The organism is Billgrantia antri (assembly GCF_019430905.1).
Taxonomy (GTDB): domain Bacteria; phylum Pseudomonadota; class Gammaproteobacteria; order Pseudomonadales; family Halomonadaceae; genus Halomonas; species Halomonas antri.
The window spans coordinates 120143-137512 of sequence record NZ_JAHYCA010000003.1; the positions used below are offsets into that span (position 1 = coordinate 120143).

A 17370-nucleotide genomic window follows, 5' to 3' on the forward strand; every position below is an offset into this window, starting at 1 on the left:
AGAAAAAATGAATACAATTCATCGAGTTATTTTGTATACAGCCACAACTGCAAAGGTCAGCTTCGCACCAGATTGGCGCACACAAGCCAGCGCGGCGCACAGTTTGTGCGCAAGAGCGCCTGACGACCCCTTTGGCCATGGCCCAGAACGGTGCAGGAAAAATTCCCAGCTTGGCAAAACGGCTAGACCGTCAAGTGCTCCTTGATCAGGGCATCGGACAGCTCAGCGATCGCGCCCTTGGCCACCGGTCGGCCGCGGTCCATGATCGCGAAGCGATCGGCATATTTGCGGGCGAAGGGTAGCTTCTGCTCCACCAGCAGTACGGTCAGGCCATCCTCGGCGATCAGCTTGCGAATCACCTCGCCGATCAGGGTGACGATATTGGGCTGGATCCCCTCCCCCGGCTCGTCGAGGATCAGCAGCCGAGGCTCGATCACCAGCGCCCGGCCGATGGCCAGTTGCTGTTGCTGGCCGCCCGAGAGATCGCCACCGCGGCGGTGCCTCATTTCTTCGAGCACCGGGAAGAGTTCGAAGATGCGCTCCGGAACGGTGCGCCGGCCATCGCCGCGAGCCGCCAGACCGGTGCGCAGGTTCTCCTCCACGGTGAGCAGCGGAAAGATCTGCCGCCCCTGGGGCACGTAGCCGATCCCCAGCCGCGAACGATCCTCCACCCGCCGTCGGGTCAGCTCGACATCGTCGGCATAGCGGATGCTGCCGGAGGCCACCGGCACCTCACCCATGACGGCCTTCATCAGGGTGGTCTTGCCCACCCCGTTGCGCCCCATCACGCAGGTGCACAGGCCCGCCGGCACGGTCAGGTCGAGATCCCACAGGGTATGGGACTCGCCATAGAACTGATTGAGCTTGTCGATCTCGAGCATCAGACCTCCTCCTCGGCTTCGGCACCCAGGTAGACCTCGACCACCCGCGGGTCGCTCGATACCTGGTCCATGCTACCCTCCGCCAGCACACTGCCCTGATGCAGTACCGTCACCTTGCGCGCGATGGAGCGCACAAAGCCCATGTCATGCTCGACAACGACAACGGATTGTTTTCCTGCGAGACCGGTCAGCAGCTCGGCGGTGCGTTCCATCTCCTGCTCGGTCATGCCCGCCACCGGCTCGTCCACCAGCAACAGGCGCGGCCGCTGCATCAGGAGCATGCCGATCTCCAGCCACTGCTTCTGGCCGTGGGATAGGATGCCCGCCTGACGCACACGCAGCTCGGCCAAACCGATGGTCTTGAGAACCTCGTCGATGCGGTCGCGAATCTCGCCGTTCATGCGCGCAGTGAGCGTGGGCAGGATGCGCTTGTCGGCGGCCATTGCCAGCTCCAGGTTCTCGAATACCGTCAGCGCCTCGAACACAGTGGGTTTCTGGAACTTGCGCCCGATGCCGAGGCTGGCGATCTGCGGCTCGTTCATGGCCAGCAGGTCGTGGCGGCTACCGAACCACACCTTGCCGCTGTCGGGCCGGGTCTTGCCGGTGATGATGTCCATCATGGTGGTCTTGCCGGCGCCGTTAGGCCCGATGATGCAGCGCAGCTCGCCGTCGTCGATGGTCAGGTTGAGGTCGTTGATCGCCTTGAAGCCGTCGAAGCTGACCGTCACGTCCTCCAGGTAGAGGATCGGCCCGTGTCGCACGTCGACCGGCGACTCGACGGGGACCAGGAAATCGAACACCCGATCACGGCTGGCCAGGGAACGCAAAATGCTCATGCCGAAGCCTCCTTGGCGGAAAACGAAGCGTCAGCGTCACGACGGCGGCGCAGCCGCAGCGACAGCAACCCCGCTACACCACGCGGCAGGAACACCGTGACCAGCACGAAAAGTCCGCCCAGGGCAAACAGCCAGGCATCCGGCATCACGCCGGTAAACACCGTCTTGGCGTAGTTGACCAGAATCGCCCCGATCACCGCACCGTAGAGGGTCGCCCGACCGCCCAGCGCCACCCACAGTACGATCTCGATGGAAAACAGCGGCGAGAACTCGCTGGGGTTGATGATCCCCACCTGGGGCACATAGAGCGCCCCGGCCAGGCCCGCCAGCATGGCCGAGACCACGAACACGAACAGTTGGAAGCGCTCGACCCGGTAGCCGAGGAAGCGCGTGCGTGCCTCGGCATCGCGGGTCGCCACGCACACCCGGCCCAGCTTGCTGGTGACGATCGCCCGGCAAAGCAAGTAGCCCACTGCCAGCGCCACGCCACTGGCCAGGAACAGCCCCAGGCGAGTCTCGCTGCTGCGCAGGTTGAAACCGAGAATCTCACGGAAATCGGTCAGCCCGTTGTTGCCGCCGAAGCCCATCTCGTTGCGGAAGAAGGCCAGCATCAGGGCGAAGGTCAGCGCCTGGGTGATAATCGACAGATAGACCCCGGTGACCCGCGAGCGAAACGCCAGGAAGCCGAATATCAGCGCCAGCGCTCCCGGCGCCAACAGCACCATCAGGAAGGCAAATCCGGCCATGTCGAAGCCATGCCAGTACCAGGGCAGGCTGTCCCAGTTGAGGAACACCATGAAGTCGGGCAGCACCGGGTGGCCGTAGACGCCGCGGTCGCCGATCTGGCGCATCAGGTACATGCCCATGGCATAGCCGCCCATGGCGAAGAAGGCGCCATGGCCCAGGCTGAGAATACCGAGATAGCCCCACACCAGGTCCACCGCCACCGCCAGTAGGGCGTAGCTCAGGTACTTGCCGAACAAGTTAACGGTATAAGCACTGACATGAAGCGAGTGCCCCGGTGGCACGGCCAGGTGCATCAGCGTCACCAGCGCCATCGCTGCCAGCAGCACAGCAAGGAAGATCAGCGTCGAGCGCTCGCCGAACGGCCGCATCAGCCACGATCTCGATTGCATGGATCAGCCCTCCGCCGCCCGGCCCTTCTGCGGGAAGAGTCCACGGGGGCGCTTTTGAATGAACAGGATGATGAACACCAGCACGATGATCTTGGCCATTACGGCCCCGGCCCAGGGTTCCAGCACCTGGTTGATGACGCCAAGCGACAGCCCCGCTACCAGGGTGCCCCACAGGTTGCCCACGCCGCCGAACACCACCACCATGAAGGAGTCGATGATATAGTTCTGGCCTAGGTTGGGCCCCACGTTGGTGAGCTGGGACAGCGCCACGCCGGCCAGCCCCGCCACGCCGGAGCCCAGGGCGAAGGTCAGGATGTCGACCCGCGTGGCGCGAATGCCCATCGAACGCGCCATGGCGCGGTTCTGGGTCACCGCCCGCACCTCCAGCCCAAGCCGGGTGCGGCGCATGATCAGCACCAGTGCGGCGAACACCACCAGGGCGAAGCCAAGCACCACCATGCGGTTGAGCGTGAGAGAGAGAGCATCGTTGATGGCGATGGAGCCGCTCATCCACTCAGGCGTGATGACGGTGCGGTTGAGCGGCGAAATCACGGTACGCACCAGCTGCTGCAGGATCAGGCTGATACCGAAGGTCGCCAAGAGCGTCTCCAGCGGCCGTCCCTTGAGGAACTGGATGACGCCGCGCTCGATAGCGATACCCGCCAGCGCCGCGACCAGGAAGCCGGCGGGAATCGCCAGGATCAACGCCAGCCCCGGCTGGCCCGGCAGCAGTTGCTGCATGGCCCAGGTGGTGTAGGCGCCGAGCATGATCAGCTCGCCATGCGCCATGTTGATCACGCCCATCACGCCGAAGGTGATCGCCAGGCCAATGGCGGCGAGTACCAGCACCGAGCCCAGCGACAGGCCGAAGTAGAGGGTCTCGACCGCGCGGTTGACCTTGAGCATCTGCTCGATGCTGTTCAACGCCTCGCGGGCGCCATCGACCAAGGCAGGATCGTCACTGTTGAGTACGCGATTGAAAGCGACCCGCACCCGGGGGTGCAGGCTACCGCGCAGATCGTCTATCGCCGCGAACTCGCCCTGCTCCAGGCGGTAAATGGCCAGCGCCTGGATCAACCGCTCTTGCACCCTGGCATCCGGCTCCTCCTCGATCACCTTGGCCAGGGGGCCGGCCAGGTCGCCATCGACCTCGCCCAGCAGGCGCTCGGCCGAAGCGCGACGCAACCCGACATCGGCAGCATAGAGATCGACCACTGCGATGGCACTGCGCAGCTGGTTGCGCAGCGCGTTGTTGATGCCTATTCGCTCCAGGTCACGGCGCGACATCTCGCCCAACGCCTCGCCGGTCAGTGCGTCCTCGACCGGCCACTGGCGGCCCGAGTTGTCGAGCGCGACCACGAAGCGACCGTCGTCGGTGCGCTGCAGGCGGCCATCGAGCAAGGCTTGGAGCCAATCCCGTGCGCGGGGGTCGTCGCTGCGCACGATGGCCTCGATGGCTTCGCCCTTGGCGGAAAACGACGACACGTCCAGCGCCTCGAGAAGCGCCTGTGCCGCTGTATCGTCGGCCGCTTCAGCCTCCTGCGCGGAGACGGGAGCGGTCAATGTAAGGCCAAGCACGAATGCGAGGGCCAGAACGAGAACCATCAGCCACGAGCCCCTCGTTGCAGCGTGCATGGGCTCGCTGTCTTCGGCAGCGCTGCCGGCCCTCGCCCCGACCGCCGCTGGCCCGGGCATGGGGGGATATCGCATTAGGGAATTCCTCGGGATCGGTAGAGAAGGCGCGCTCCCCCGCTGCATGGCAGCGGGGGCTATGCAGTTCTTACTCGGCAAGTGCCGCCTCGGCCTCTTCGGCGGCGGTGCTTCCGCCGCAGCTGCCGCTGGCCACGTTGAAGTTGCCGCACTCCATGGGCTTGCGCCAGTCGGAGATCAGGTCACGCGAGCCGGGCAGGTAGTCGGACCAGGCATCGCCTGCCACGGTGGAGGGGGTCTGCCAGACGATGTCGAACTGGCCGTTGTCCTGCACCTCGCCGATCAGCACCGGCTTGGTGATGTGATGGTTGGGCATCATCGCCGCATAGCCGCCGGTCAGATTGGGCACGGTCACGCCGATGATGGCGTCCTTGACCGCATCGACCTCGGTGGTGCCGGCCTTGCGCACCGCCTCGGCCCACATGTTGAAGCCGATGTAGTGCGCTTCCATGGGGTCGTTGGTTACCGCTTCCTCATCGCCGGTGTAGTCGATCCAGGCGTCGATGAAGTCGTAGTTGGCATCGCTATCCACGCTCATGAAGTAGTTCCATGCCGCCAGGTGACCGACCAGCGGGCCGGTATCGATGCCGGAGAGTTCCTGCTCTCCCACCGAAAAGGCAATGACCGGAATGTCTGCGGCATCGATGCCCTGGTTGGCCAGCTCGCGATAGAACGGCACGTTGGCATCACCGTTGATAGTCGATATCACCGCGGTCTTCTTGCCCTCGCTGCCGAAGCGGCGCACCTCGGCGACGATGTTCTGCCAGTCGGAGTGACCGAATGGCGTGTAGTTGATCATGATGTCCTCGTCGGCGATGCCGTGCTCCTCCTTGAGGAAGGCTTCGAGGATACGATTGGTCGTGCGTGGGTAGACGTAATCGGTGCCGAGGAGTGCGAAGCGTTCCACGCCCACTTCGTTGAGCAGATACTCCACCGCCGGTATGGCCTGTTGGTTGGGCGCCGCGCCGGTGTAGAAGACGTTCTCGGATGACTCCTCGCCCTCGTACTGCACCGGATAGAACAGCAGGCCATTGAGCTCCTCGAATACCGGCAGCACGGCCTTGCGCGACACCGAGGTCCAGTTGCCGAAGACCACGTCCACCTCATGCTGCTCGAGCAGCTCACGGGCACGCTCTGCGAACAGCGGCCAGTTGGAGGCCGGGTCGACCACCACCGCCTCGAGCTGACGTCCCAGCAGACCGCCCTGCTCGTTCTGCTGCGCGATCAGCATCTCGACGGTGTCCTTGAGGGTCGATTCGCTGATCGCCATGGTGCCGGACAGCGAGTGCAGGATCCCCACCTTGATGGGCTCTTGCTGGGCCACGGCGTGGCTGGCGAAGCCAAGGGTGGCAACCGACAGCAGCGCTGCGGCGGTGGAACGAAGTGGATAAGGCATGATGCGACGGGAAGCGTTCACTCGAACCTCCTTGCGCCCTCCTGCGGGAGGGACTTGTTGTTAAGTTCATGCACGACCGGTAGTGGCCGTGCAGCACTAGGCTTCCTGCCCATGCAACGCTTGCGCCATCGTGCGACATAATCCGAAGAATGCTTTTCCTACAATCGATTACGCTTGGCTTGCTCGTGCGGTCATCCGCCTGGCGCACCGTAGCCGTGCATGGAAAGAAACGAGGTTGCGCTGCTAAGGAACGCCTGCACCGCTCGCAGGCACCAAGCCAGTGCATGCCGCCTCCCTGAACGCAAACAGGGGCGCCGATCGCTCGGCGCCCCTGGTGACGGTTGGATACTGGCCCGGTCATCTCTTCCCGGGACGACACCTAGGTCTCAATCGCCCTCCGGATTGCCAGCCGCAGCGGCGGTCGTCACCTTCATGCGGCGACGCAGGATGGGCCCGACGATATAGGGCAGGATCAGGCCCAGGCCGGCGAACACCCACAGCCCGATGGCCAGGCCGCTTCCCCACAGGATGCTCCAGTCGCCGTCGGAAATGCCCATGGCGTGACTGAGGTTCTTCTCCATCTCCGGTCCCAGCAGCAGGCCGAGGATGATCGGCACCAGCGGAATATCCAACTTGCGCAGTACATAGCCGGCAACCCCGAAGGCCACCATGAAGTAGAGGTCGAAAGTGGTATTGCTGATCGAGTAGATACCCACGAAGGCGATCATCGTCACGCATGGCAGCAGGAACATCGGCGGCACCGACAACAGCTTGACGAAGATGCCCACCAGCGGGATGTTGAGTATCAGCAGCAGGAAGTTGCCGATCAGAAGTGCCGCGATCACGCCCCAGACGATGTCGGCGTTCTGAGTGAACATCAACGGCCCGGGGGTGATATTGAGCGAGATCAGCAGCGCCAGCAGCACCGCGGTAGTGCCGCTTCCCGGCACGCCCAGCGTCAGCATGGGCACCAGGGCACCGCTCGAGGCACCGTTATTGCCAGCCTCGGGGCCGGCCACACCGCGCGGGTCGCCCTCGCCGAAGTAGCCTTTCTTGCCCACTGCCTTTTTCTCCAGCGTATAGCCGATGAAGCTGCCCAGCGAGGCCCCGGCACCGGGCAGCACACCCGCAATGAAGCCGAGGACGCCGCCTCGCAGGCTCGACGGCAGGATGTTGCGAATGTCGGCCCAGGAGAGCTTGAGCTTATTGACGACCATCTTTGCCTTGCCGCCGCCGGCTCGCTCCTCGATGAAGAAAAGCAGCTCGGAAATGGCGAACAACCCGACGATGGCGATGATGAAGTCGATGCCCTCGTAAAGCTCCAGGGTGCCGAAGGTATAGCGCTGCACGCCGGTACTGTCGATACCCACGGTGGCCACCATCAGCCCGAGGCAGGCCGCCACCACCGTCTTGACGGGGTTCTTGCCGGTGATGCCGCCCAGCGTGGCAAAGGCCAGCAGGAACAACGCGAAGTACTCGGCGGGCCCGAAGGTCAGGGCGAAGCGCGCCAGCACCGGCGCGAGCAGAATCAGGCCCACGGTGGCAACCAGACTGCCAATGAAGGAGGCGATAGCGGAGATCGCCAGCGCCTCGGCGGCCTTGCCCTGCTGGGCCATGGGGTAGCCGTCGAGACAGGTCATCATGGCCGGCTCGTCGCCGGGAATATTGAGCAGAATCGACGAGATGCGCCCGCCGTACATGGCCCCGGCGTAGACCGCCGTAAGCATGATCAACGCGGTTTCCGGGGCCAGTCCCAGAGAGAAGGCCAGCGGTATCAGTATGGCCACGCCATTGGCCGGTCCCAGGCCAGGCAGCGCACCGATCAGGGTACCGAGAAAGGCGCCCAGCAGGGCGAACATCAGGTTGTGCGGGGCGAGCGCCACCCCGAAGCCATCGATCAGAAAGCCAAGGGTTTCCATCAGCTCACCTCCAGAAACGAGAGCAGGCCCAGCGGCAGCGCGAGATCAAGAGCGAAGCTGAACAGCAGGAAGACCACCACGCCCGCTACCGCTCCGACCAGATAGGCACGCAGTGGCGCGGCGCCCATGCGCCAGCACAGGGTACCGACAGCCAGCGTGGTGCTGATGATGAAGCCCAGTGGCTCGAGCAGCATGGCATAGAGCACTAGCACGATCACGGCGACGATCAGCTCGATGCCGGTACGGCTCCAGGGCCAGGCGTTATCCGGGTCGGGTCGCACGATCAGGTAGAGGCTCGAAAGCCCCAGCACCACGGCCAACAATGTAGGAAAGGTATCGGGCCCGATCGACTCGGACCCACCGAACGGTTCGGGAAACTGGCTGGCGCCCCAGCCGTACGCGACGGCCAGGACGATCAGCAGAATACCGAAAATACGGTCGTTAAATGCCATTACTGAATCAACCCGATGTCCTTGGAAAGCGTCTCGATGTCGTCAATCTGGTTCTTGACGAATGTCTCGAACTCACCGGCGCTCATATGGAACGGCATCAGACCGTTGTTGGTCATGATGTCCTGCCACTCCTGGCTCGCATAGATGGTATCCATGGCATCGACCCAGTACTGCTTGGCCTCGTCGGAGATGTCGGCCGGCATGTAGAAGCCACGCCAGTTTGGCCCGACGGCCTCGATACCCTGCTCCTTGGCGGTGGGAATGTCGGAGAAATCTCCGGGCAGACGCTCGTCTGACAGCACTGCTAGCACGCGCAGGTCGCCGGATTCCATGAAGCCCTGCGCCTCGCTGATGTCGCCGGTGAACGCATCCACATGCCCGCCGACGACCTGGGTCATGGCCTCGCCACCGTTGTTGTAGGAGAGATAGGGAATGCGCGGCAACTCGTCGACACCGGCCGCATCCGCCGCGATCAATACCTTGAGGTGGTCCCAGCCGCCCTTGGCGCTGCCGCCGGCAAACTTGACGCTACGCGGGTCTTCCTTGAGCGCCTCCATCAGCTCGGGCAGGTCGTCATAGTCGGAGTCGGCGGCCACGGCGATCACGCCATAGTCGGCACCCAGCGCTCCGATCCAATTGACCATGTCGGCGGTCATGCCCGGAAACTGGCCTTGGGCCAGGCGAGTGGTGGTGGCGGTGGAAGCCGCGACCAGCAGTTGTTCGTCACCGGCGCGCTTGGACACGGTATGGGCGAAAGCCACACCGCCGCCGGCACCCGCCATGTTCACGGTCTGCACGCTGCGCGGTACCAGGTTCAGCTCTTCCAGTACGTTGCCCACGCTGCGGCAGGTGAAATCCCAGCCGCCGCCCGGGTCGGCCGGGGCGAGACATTCCACCTTACCCTGCGGCTCGAAAGCCATGGCGCTGCCCGCGCTCAGTGTGAAAGCGGCAATGGCGATGAGTTTGAGTGGCGTTTTCGTGGACATTGTTGTTGTCCCTCCGGTCTTGGCGTGTTGTGAAATGTGACTTGCGGTCTTTCATCGGCTACCTTACAATTCTGTAAGGCAGAACAACGTTCTTCAGGATAGAAATTAGGCGTGCCGAAAGGCAGCGTCAATGCATCGGGTCGCAATTGCGACCAAAGTTCAATGCCTCCAGACTCAGGAGACCATGGCATGGCCCAGGATCGCGTCGAGGCCGTCGAGCGCGCACTGACCGTGCTGGAAGCGTTCGATGCCGATCAGGAAGCCTTCACCCTGGCTGAACTCGCCCAGGCGACGGGCTATTACAAGAGCACCCTGCTGCGATTGCTGGGTTCCCTGGCTCGTTTCGATTACGTGCAGCGCAGCCATGATGGGCGCTGGAGCCTGGGCAGCGCACCGCTTCGCCTGGCACGTCGCCATCCCCCCAGCCGACACCTGACCGCACGCATACAGCCACTGCTGGACCGACTGGCCGCCAAGACCGGTGAGACCGCCGCCCTGCTCGAGAATCATGGACACCACGTCGAATGCCGACTGGTCGCCCTGCCCGATGCCGCCCTGCGCCACGAACTGCGGCCAGGAAGTCAGTGGCCGCTGGTCGCAGGCGACGACCCTCGCCCCGAACTGCCTGGCGGCGACATGCTGCTGCACGCCCTGCCCAGCGCGCCCGGCGAACCCAAGCGCTGGCTGACTCTCTCCGGCCCGACGAGCCGTCTCGACGCACGTAGCGAGGCCGCACTGAAAGCGGCGCTGAACGAATTGACGACCGTGGGTAACGAGGGAGAGACGGAGGCCATGACATGAACCTGCTGCTCGTCGAGGATGACCGCCTGCTGGCCGAGACCCTCCAGGACGCCCTCGCCCTGGAGGGTTACGTGGTGACGCATCTGGCCGACGGTGACGCTGCCCGCCGACACCTGGAGAACCCGCAGCACGGCCACGCCCTGGTCCTGCTCGACCTCAACCTGCCCGGCGCCAGCGGCCTCGATGTGCTCGAGACGTTGCGGCGCCTCGACCGCGACACGCCGGTTCTGATACTCACTGCCCGAGGCGCGGTGGAGGATCGCGTGCGGGGGCTCGACCTGGGCGCCGACGACTACCTGGCCAAGCCCTTCTCGCTGGAAGAACTCGAGGCCCGCGTGCGTGCGCTGCTGAGACGGCGGGCCAGGGGACAGGAGCTGCGTGTCGGGGCGCTGCATTTCGACGGTCTGGCACAGCGCTTTACCCTCGCCGGCGAGGCACTGGCCCTGCCGCCCCGCGAGCAGCGACTGCTCGGCTGCCTGATGCGTCACGCCGGCGAACCCGTCGACAAGGCACGCCTCGCCGACGAAGCCTTCCAGGGCGAACCCATGGGCGACAATGCCATCGAGGTCTACGTGCATCGGCTGCGCAAGCGGCTGGACGGCAGCGACGTCGCCCTGCGCACGGTACGCGGGCTCGGCTACCTGCTGGAGGCAACGTGAAGCGCGGCGACAGCCTCTACCGCAGGCTGCTGGCCTGGCTACTGCTGCCGCTGCTGGCACTGGGCGGCCTGATGGTATTCCAGGCGTGGGTGGACGCGCGCCATACCGCCGACCGCGCCTTCGACCGATTGCTCGAGGCCGCCAGCCTGGCGATCGCCGAACAGGTCCAGTGGCAGGACGACCGGCTGTGGCTCGACCTGCCTCCGGCAGCCCTGGATATGCTCGCCACCGACGCCGAGGAGCGCGTCTTCTACAGCCTGGTGGATCGGGATGGACGCTTTATCACCGGCAATGCCGAGCTGCCCGGCGACGAGAGAGGCGACAGCGAGAGCGGCGACACCCTGCTCTATCGCAACGTCGAATGGCAAGGCATGACGCTCCGCCAGGGCGTGCGCCGTTCCCGCCTGGAGGACTGGCGCCTCAGGGAGCGCTTCGAGATCCGCGTGGCACACAGTCGCGAGGGTCGCGACGCGCTGACCCACGAGCTGCTGCGTGCCAATCTCGCCTACATCCTCGCCATGGCTCTGGTCGCCGTGGTGGTCTTGCTGGTGGCGATCCGCTCGGCACTGCGACCGTTGACGCGACTGAGGCGCGCCATTCGTGCCCGTGACCCGCGCACCCTGGCTCCCCTCGACCTGCCGCTGCCCCGCGAGCTGGCCGAGCTTCGCGAAACCCTGAACGAATTGCTGGCGCGTATGCGCCGGGTACGCGCCAACCAGGAACGCTTCATCGGCGACGCCTCGCACCAGCTGCGCACCCCGCTGGCAGGGCTCTCGGCCCGCGCCGAACTGGCCCTGCGCCACGACGACCCCGCCCGCTGGCGCGATGCCCTGAGCGCCATGCAGGCAACCAGCGCCCGCACCGCGCGGCTGGCCATGCAGCTGTTGTCGCTGACGCGTCTCGACAATCCCGAGTACCGCCCCGAACTGACGCCGCTGGATCTCAACGACCTCGCCCGCCAGGCGGTGCGCGACCATTGGGCCGGCTGCCATCGTCAAGGCATCGACCTCGGCGTGGAGTGTGCCTCACGGCCCGTCCGGATCCAGGGCATCGACTGGCAACTGCAGGAGGCGCTGAACAACCTGATCGACAATGCTTGTCGCTACGGTGGCCGGCGTATCACGTTGCGCACCCATGCCCGGCCACCCTTTCTGGAAGTCGAGGACGACGGCCCGGGCATCCCCGAATCGCGCCGCTTGCTGGTGCTGCGTCCCTTCCACCGTGGCGAGGAAGGCGGTGAAGGATCCGGACTCGGCCTGGCCATCGTCGACAGCATTGCCCGCGCCCACGGCGCACGGCTCGAGCTGACCCAGGGCACGGACGGGCAGGGGCTCATCGTACGCTTGCGCTTCGGCGAGGAGAGCCCATGACCCGCCCACTGCTCTGGCTGCTCCTTGGCCTGTGGAGCCTGGCCGCCACGGCCGAGGAGACCCTGCACTACCCTGCCGACCCGGAGGCCGAACCAGCCCAGCCGTTGATCATCCACGCCGCCCTGGACCTGCCTCACGCGCGCCCCTTGCTTGAGGCATTCCATCGTCACCATCCGAACATCGAGCTGACCTACCGCAACTTGACGACCCTGGAGCTGCACCAGCACTTCCTGGACGCACCGGATGCCGCCGACGTGGTGCTCTCTTCGGCCATGCCCTGGCAGTACCATCTCGCCAACGACGGCCATGCCCAGCCGCTCGAAAGCGACGTGGCCCGACGCTGGCCGGCATGGGCACAGTGGCGCGGCGAGCTGTTTGCCTTCACCTTCGAGCCGATCGTGATGGTGGTGCATCGCGACCTGATCGAACGCTTCGGCGAGGTGCGCAGCCATGGCGACCTGCTCGAGCTGCTGAGCGACCACGCCGACGCCTTGGCCGGCCGCATCGTTACCTACGATCCGGTACGTAGCGGCGCGGGCTATACCTATGCCATCGAGGAGTCGCGACTCTCGCCGCGTTACTGGGACCTGGTTTCGTCCTTGGGACGCGCCCGCACGGTACTCACCGGCACTACCGGCGAGATGCTCAGCGGGCTAGAAGAGGGACGCTACCTGCTAGGCTACAACCTGCTCGGCAGCTACGTGCGCGACGCGGTGGCCAATCACCCGCAGCTGGTCATGGTGGTGCCCGATGACTATGCGCTGGTTACCCAGCGCCTGGCCTTCATTCCACGACTGGCGCCGCATCCCGAATCGGCCGCCCTGTTCATGGACTACCTGCTCAGCGAAGCCGGCCAGCGCGTGATTGCCGAGCAGACCCACCTGGGGGCCATGCATCCCGCCCTGTCCGGTCCAGGCACCGCCGGCGCCCTGCGCGACGAAGTCGGCGACGCCCTGCGCCCGATAGCGATCGGTCCCGGCCTGCTCGCCACCTTGGACCGGCTCAAGCGCGAGGCCCTGCTGGCCCGCTGGCGTCGCGAATTCCAGCGCGAAGTGCCGGCGCTACGCTGAATTCCAGAGCACTTCACTCAGGCGAAAGTTGCACCTCCGCCACGCCCTGCCCCAGCATGTCGAGTTCTGCGGCCGCACGTCGCGAAAGATCGATGACCCGACCGCGCACGAAGGGCCCGCGATCGTTGATACGCACCACCGTCTCGCGGCCGTTGTCCAACCGCGTCACCCGGACGCGGGTGCCGAATGGCAGGCTGCGGTGCGCCGCCGTCAGCGCGTTGCGGTCGTGGGTTTCGCCACTGGCGGTGCGCCGGCCATGATAGCGGTCGGCATAGAACGAGGCCTGCCCCCGCTCGCCATGCCAGCCGGATGGCGCCGAGGCTCGCTCGACGACCTCTCGGCCGTCGCGACCGGCACAACCGGATATAAAGAGCAGTATCAGAAGCGCCAATGCACCTCGCAGCACGCGAGGCGCAATCGGGCCGGCACCAAAAACCGTAGGTGAGAGCATCCTATCAATCCCGATGAAACGTCCCTAACGGACCCGGCCCGACATTAACGGCTTGCCCCGGGCGGGGCAAGCCCATGGCTCAGCCAGCCAGGGTGCGCCTTAGCCTGGGGCTAAGCAACTCGCCGATCAAGGTAATCAGCGCCAGCACGGCGAGCAGCCACGGCCAGTGCAGACCGAACTGCAGGCGCGCGATACCCAGTGCATCGACGAAGATCACCATGATGCCCAGCGGGCTAACGTAGCGCACCATGAACAGCCACAGCACATGCCAGTGCGGCGCCAGGCCCAGCTCTTCGCGAAAGGTTTCGCTCTTGAGCACGAAACCGGCCAGCAGCACCATGCCCAGGCCGCCGAGCGGCATCATCCAGCGCGAGGTGAGATAGTCCAGCCAGTCGAAGAAGTGACGGCCGCCCAGGGTCCAGTCGGCGCCCAGGTTGAAAGACAACATCGCCAGGGTGCTCACCAGCCACAGCACGATGCCGGTACCCCAGGCCGCGGTGCGCCGGGTGATACCCTTGTTGTCAACCAGCCAGGAGACGGTGGCCTCGACCATGGAGATCGACGAGGTCAGCGCCGCCATCGAGAGCATGACGAAGAACAGCACGCCGAACAGCGTGCCCAGCGGCATCGCCTGGAACGCCAGCGGCAGGCTCATGAACAGCAGCCCCGGGCCGCCTTCCGGACTCATGCCGTTGGCGAAGATGATGGGGAAGATCGCCAGGCCCGCCATCAGCGCCACCAGCGTATCGGCAATAGCGACGCTGAAGGTGGTACGCCCGATCGAAGCACCCTCCGGCAGGTAGCTGCCATAGGTGAGGATGGCACCCGAGGCCAGCGACAGGGTGAAGAAGGCATGGCCCAAGGCGGCCAGCATGCCCTCGCTGGACAGACTGCCGGTGTTGAACGAGAACAGGAAGCTCCACGCCTCGCCGAAGCCGCCCGAGAACGCGCCGTAACCGATCAGGATAAGCAGCATGATGACCATGCCCGGCATCATCCAGCTGACGCTCTTCTCGATGCCCGCCTGAACGCCCTTGCCCACGATCAGCATGGTTACGAGCGTCACCAGGGTGCTCCAGAAGCCCAGGTTGAACGGGTTCTCGTTGTTGGCGACGAAGATCGCCGCCATGTCGTCGACGCCCGAGCCATTCAGGCCGCCACTCAGCATCTTCCACAGGTAGGAGAACGACCAGCCGGCCACGACCACGTAGAACGAAAGGATCATGAAGCCGCACAGCATCGCCATCCAGCCCAGCAATGACCAGGCAGAGCTTCTGCCGGACTCCGTCACCACCCGGCGCACCGCGTCGATGGGGCTGCCCCGACCGCGCCGGCCAAAGGCGATCTCGGTCATCATGACCGGCACACCCACCGCCAGAATGCACACGAGATAGACCAGCACGAAGGCGCCGCCGCCATGCTCGCCGGTCATGTAGGGGAACTTCCAGATATTTCCCAGGCCGACGGCGGAACCCGTCGCCGCCAGTACGAAGCCCCAGCGGCCTAGCCACTGGGCGCGGGGTTGTTGCTCGGTCGTCATCACGTCACCAGGGAGTCGTTGTTATGAACTGACGCAGCAATATGCCCGGTGCAACACCGAGATTGCAACGACATTTTCTTGTACTAATTGGAGTGCTCAGGATTTCATCCTGAGTCGTATGAGAAAGCGGCTCCCATCCACGCGATGGGAGCCGCTTGCCGATCAATCCGCCTTGAGCACCCCGCGACGAATCTGATCCTCCTCGATGGATTCGAACAAGGCCTTGAAATTGCCCTCGCCGAAGCCGTCGTTGCCCTTGCGCTGGATGATCTCGAAGAAGATCGGGCCGATCACGGTCTCGGTGAAGATCTGCAGCAGCACGCCCTCATCCGGACCACCGTCGATCAGCAGGCTCAGCTCACGCAGGTCCTCGACGTTCTCTTCATGGTTGGGCACCCGCGAGTCGACTTTCTCGTAGTAGGTATCCGGCGTGGTGAGGAAGGTCACGCCATTGGCGCGCAGCCCCCGCACGGTGGCATAGATGTCGTCGGTGGCCATGGCCAGGTGCTGGATGCCCTCGCCGTTGTATTCGCGAAGGAACTCGGCGATCTGGGAGGTATCATCGGCCGACTCGTTGATGGGAATGTGCATCTTGCCGCAGGGTGCGGTCATGGCGCGGGAGTGCAGGCCGGTCTTCTTGCCCTTGATGTCGAAGTAGCGGTTTTCGCGGAAGTTGGCGATTTCGGTATAGAAGTCGGCCCACTTGTCCATCTGGCCGCGGTCGACGTTATGGGTCAGGTGGTCGAGCACCTTCAGGCCCACGCTGTTGTCGTTGGGCGAACGGCCGGGAATCGGCTCGAAGTCGATGTCGTAGATGGTGCGCCCCTCGCTGTCGACCTTGTTGTCGACGAAATAGAGCAGCGAGCCGCCGATGCCACGCACGGCGGGAATGCCCACCTCTCCGGGGCCGATCGGGTTCTCCACCGCCTCGGCACCATGGGCCAGGGCGTATTCGAAGGCCTGCTTGGCATCAGCCACCTTCCACGCCATGGCGCAGGCACAGGGGCCGTGAACCTTGGCAAACTCGGCGGCATGGCTGTCCGGCTCGGCGTTGAGCACGAAGTTGACGTTCTCCTGCTGGAACAGGAACACCTGCTTGGAGCGGTGCTTGCGGGTCTCGGTGAAACCCATGCGGTTGAACAGCGCACGCAGTTCCTCGATGCCTTCGGCGCTGGGTGCGCTGTATTCGACGAACTCGAAGCCGTTGGTACCGATCGGATTGTCTTGTGAGATCGGTGACACGGTCTTGGCGGGTGCGTTCATTGCTTCCTCCAGGGGGTGGACATTGTTATGCAAGCGCAGAGTCTGCGTTGGATGCGGCACGCCTCGAGGTGCCGACTGGTGACTCCAGACTAGTGCGCGCCCCCTCCCCGAGGAACGCCCCGCCGGCGTCTTTGAGAGCGCTGGCTGGGGATAACTGCACATCGATGTGTCAGAAGATCCTTACACCTGAGGTGATCGTGGCGCTGTGGCACTCCGTGCGGTGCGATATCGTGACAGTGCGTAAATATTTCCTTACACCCTAACCCTCTGGGAGGCTTGATTAAGGCATCATCGCTCCACTCGCCAACCTCCATGCCACCCATGCCAGAATGATGCCGATCGCCAGGTCGATGGCCCGCCATACCAGCGGATTGGCCAGACGTGGGGCCAGCCAGCCGGCCGCCGCCGCCAGGCCGAAGAACCAGCCGAACGACGCCATCGCCGCACCGATGAAGAAACCCAGCGGGCTCGGCTGCACCGCACCGATGGCGCCGAGCAACACCACCGTTTCCAGATAGACCTGGGGGTTGAGCAGGGTCACCGCCAACGTCGCCGCCATGGCAGCCTGCCACGACTGCACCCTGCCACCTCCCGCCGCCAGTGCCTGGCCGGCGACGACCCGACGAAACGCCAGCCACGCCTGCCAGGCCAGGAAGGCAGCACCTGCCCAACGCGCGCCTTCCATCAGGGCTTCTTGTTGAGCAATCAACACGCCGAGTCCTAGCACGCCCAGCCCCACCAGCAGCCAGTCGCAAAGTGCACAGACCCCAGCCACTAGCCAGGCGTTCTGCCGCCGCAGACTCTGCTGCAACACGAAGGCATTCTGCGCCCCGATGGCCACGATCAGTCCGGCACAGATCAACAGCCCGTTCAGCCATGACAACCACATCGCATCTTCCT

The 17370-nt window shown here is 64.7% G+C and carries 16 protein-coding genes; 4 read left to right on the top strand and 12 right to left on the bottom strand.

Features of this window, described 5'->3' with window-relative positions; genetic code table 11:
- Positions 1-182: 182 nt before the first annotated feature.
- From urtE to KPL81_RS08675, 8 genes are all read right to left on the bottom strand, one after another.
- Positions 183-881, bottom strand: coding sequence for an urea ABC transporter ATP-binding subunit UrtE (gene urtE, locus KPL81_RS08640; protein ID WP_219791481.1), 699 nt, complete (start codon positions 879-881; stop codon positions 183-185).
- A complete protein-coding gene (gene urtD, locus KPL81_RS08645) occupies positions 881-1717 on the bottom strand; it encodes an urea ABC transporter ATP-binding protein UrtD (protein ID WP_219791482.1) in 837 nt (278 codons plus the stop codon). The genes urtE and urtD overlap by 1 nt, the downstream gene beginning before the upstream one ends.
- Entirely contained in the window at positions 1714-2853 is a 1140-nt protein-coding gene (urtC, locus tag KPL81_RS08650; protein ID WP_219791483.1) for an urea ABC transporter permease subunit UrtC, read from the bottom strand. The genes urtD and urtC overlap by 4 nt, the downstream gene beginning before the upstream one ends.
- A gap of 3 nt (positions 2854-2856) precedes the next feature.
- Positions 2857-4458 carry an urea ABC transporter permease subunit UrtB gene (urtB, locus tag KPL81_RS08655; RefSeq protein WP_240549146.1) on the bottom strand — a complete coding sequence of 534 codons (1602 nt, stop codon included), beginning with the start codon at positions 4456-4458 and terminating at the stop codon, positions 2857-2859.
- Between the two features lie 175 nt (positions 4459-4633).
- Positions 4634-5959: an urea ABC transporter substrate-binding protein gene (urtA, locus tag KPL81_RS08660; protein ID WP_219792174.1), complete on the bottom strand. Its 1326-nt coding sequence runs from the start codon at positions 5957-5959 to the stop codon at positions 4634-4636.
- A 386-nt stretch (positions 5960-6345) separates the two neighbouring features.
- Positions 6346-7878: a tripartite tricarboxylate transporter permease gene (locus KPL81_RS08665; protein WP_209472283.1), complete on the bottom strand. Its 1533-nt coding sequence runs from the start codon at positions 7876-7878 to the stop codon at positions 6346-6348.
- On the bottom strand, positions 7878-8330 hold the full coding sequence (locus KPL81_RS08670; protein WP_219791484.1) for a tripartite tricarboxylate transporter TctB family protein: 453 nt from the start codon (positions 8328-8330) through the stop codon (positions 7878-7880). The genes KPL81_RS08665 and KPL81_RS08670 overlap by 1 nt, the downstream gene beginning before the upstream one ends.
- Complete coding sequence (locus KPL81_RS08675) at positions 8330-9316, bottom strand: Bug family tripartite tricarboxylate transporter substrate binding protein (protein WP_219791485.1); 987 nt, start codon at positions 9314-9316, stop codon at positions 8330-8332. Before KPL81_RS08675 ends, KPL81_RS08670 begins: the two co-directional genes overlap by 1 nt.
- A gap of 189 nt (positions 9317-9505) precedes the next feature.
- Between KPL81_RS08675 and KPL81_RS08680 the strand changes: the two genes are divergently transcribed.
- The 4 genes from KPL81_RS08680 to KPL81_RS08695 are packed head-to-tail and all read left to right on the top strand — an operon-like array spanning position 9506 to position 13216.
- Positions 9506-10117 (top strand): IclR family transcriptional regulator, encoded by a 612-nt coding sequence (locus KPL81_RS08680; protein ID WP_219791486.1) that lies wholly within the window; start codon positions 9506-9508, stop codon positions 10115-10117.
- Positions 10114-10776 (top strand): response regulator transcription factor, encoded by a 663-nt coding sequence (locus tag KPL81_RS08685; RefSeq protein ID WP_209472287.1) that lies wholly within the window; start codon positions 10114-10116, stop codon positions 10774-10776. Before KPL81_RS08680 ends, KPL81_RS08685 begins: the two co-directional genes overlap by 4 nt.
- Entirely contained in the window at positions 10773-12146 is a 1374-nt protein-coding gene (locus KPL81_RS08690; RefSeq protein ID WP_219791487.1) for a sensor histidine kinase, read from the top strand. The genes KPL81_RS08685 and KPL81_RS08690 overlap by 4 nt, the downstream gene beginning before the upstream one ends.
- A complete protein-coding gene (locus KPL81_RS08695; RefSeq protein ID WP_219791488.1) occupies positions 12143-13216 on the top strand; it encodes an ABC transporter substrate-binding protein in 1074 nt (357 codons plus the stop codon). Before KPL81_RS08690 ends, KPL81_RS08695 begins: the two co-directional genes overlap by 4 nt.
- A 13-nt stretch (positions 13217-13229) precedes the next feature.
- Here KPL81_RS08695 and KPL81_RS08700 read toward each other — a convergent pair whose 3' ends face one another.
- From KPL81_RS08700 to KPL81_RS08715, 4 genes are all read right to left on the bottom strand, one after another.
- Positions 13230-13607, bottom strand: coding sequence for a septal ring lytic transglycosylase RlpA family protein (locus KPL81_RS08700; RefSeq protein WP_240549147.1), 378 nt, complete (start codon positions 13605-13607; stop codon positions 13230-13232).
- A gap of 139 nt (positions 13608-13746) precedes the next feature.
- Entirely contained in the window at positions 13747-15207 is a 1461-nt protein-coding gene (locus KPL81_RS08705; protein ID WP_219791490.1) for a sodium-dependent transporter, read from the bottom strand.
- A 162-nt stretch (positions 15208-15369) separates the two neighbouring features.
- A complete protein-coding gene (gene hppD / locus KPL81_RS08710; RefSeq protein WP_209472292.1) occupies positions 15370-16470 on the bottom strand; it encodes a 4-hydroxyphenylpyruvate dioxygenase in 1101 nt (366 codons plus the stop codon).
- Positions 16471-16750: 280 nt separating this feature from the next.
- A complete protein-coding gene (locus KPL81_RS08715) occupies positions 16751-17359 on the bottom strand; it encodes a LysE/ArgO family amino acid transporter (protein ID WP_219791491.1) in 609 nt (202 codons plus the stop codon).
- Positions 17360-17370: the final 11 nt, after the last annotated feature.